This is a genomic window from Rhodohalobacter sp. SW132 (assembly GCF_003390325.1).
GTDB lineage: Bacteria > Bacteroidota > Rhodothermia > Balneolales > Balneolaceae > SW132.
Map to the genome: position 1 here is coordinate 1 of NZ_QUOK01000032.1, position 1013 is coordinate 1013.

Sequence of the window (1013 nt, forward strand, 5' to 3'; positions counted from 1 at the left end):
CCCCAGTTTTGGTTGGTTATTCGCCACTTCTTGCTAATGTTCTTATAGGCCAGATACAAGACCTTTAACAACGCCTGATCACTCACAAAGGCTCCTTTTGTCTTGGTTACCTTGCGAAGCTGGCGATGCACCCCTTCCACCGGATTGGTCGTGTACATAATTCTACGTATTTCCGGGGGATATTCAAACATCTCCATCAGGCGGTCCCAATGCTGCGTCCAGCTTTTCACAATCATTGGGTATTTTTGTCCCCAATCGTTGCAGAAGGCCTCAAAAGCTAGTTTTGCATCATCACGTTTGGGAGCCTTGTAGACCTTCTTCAACTCCCGGGCTACTGTCTTTCGATCTCTATCCGGCACAAAGCGCAGCGAGTTACGCATCTGATGCACCAGGCACAGCTGCACGCGCGTGTGTGGAAAAATACTCTCTATGGCTTCCGGGAAACCTTTCAGCCCATCCACGCTGGCCACCAGAATATCTTGCACTCCCCGCGACTGCAAGTCCGATAGCACGCCCAGCCAGAACCGGGCTCCTTCACTTTCGCTGATGTAAAGTCCCAGTAGCTCTTTATGACCATCCAGGCGCAGGGCCAGTACCGTGTACATGGCCCGGGTGATGACCCGTCCATCGTGGCGTACTTTGTAGTGGAGGGCGTCCAGCCATACAAACGGATACAGCGGGTCAAGCTCACGCGACTGCCAGCCGGCCAACTCACCAAGAACCTTATCTGTGATAGCCGACAGACTCGCCTCGCTGACATCCACCCCGTACATCTCGGCTAAATGAGTACGGATATCTGAATAACTCATGCCTAGTCCGTACAGGGCCAGGATTTTATTATCCAGCCCATCGCCCAGCGTGGTCGCTCGCTTCGGAAGAAGCCCAGAGTTAAAACTCGCTTCCCGATCGCGGGGCATCTCGATGCGCAACAACCCCTGAGAGCTTTTAACCGTTTTTTCTTTCTTGCCGTTACGTCGATTGGGACGATTCTGATCGACGTGGGCCTGCATTTC

The 1013-nt window shown here is 52.8% G+C and carries 1 protein-coding gene; it reads right to left on the reverse strand.

The genetic code is table 11. The features are described from left to right. On the reverse strand, positions 1-1013 hold a 1013-nt coding region (locus DYD21_RS20795; RefSeq protein WP_158607391.1), incomplete at both ends, for an IS256 family transposase.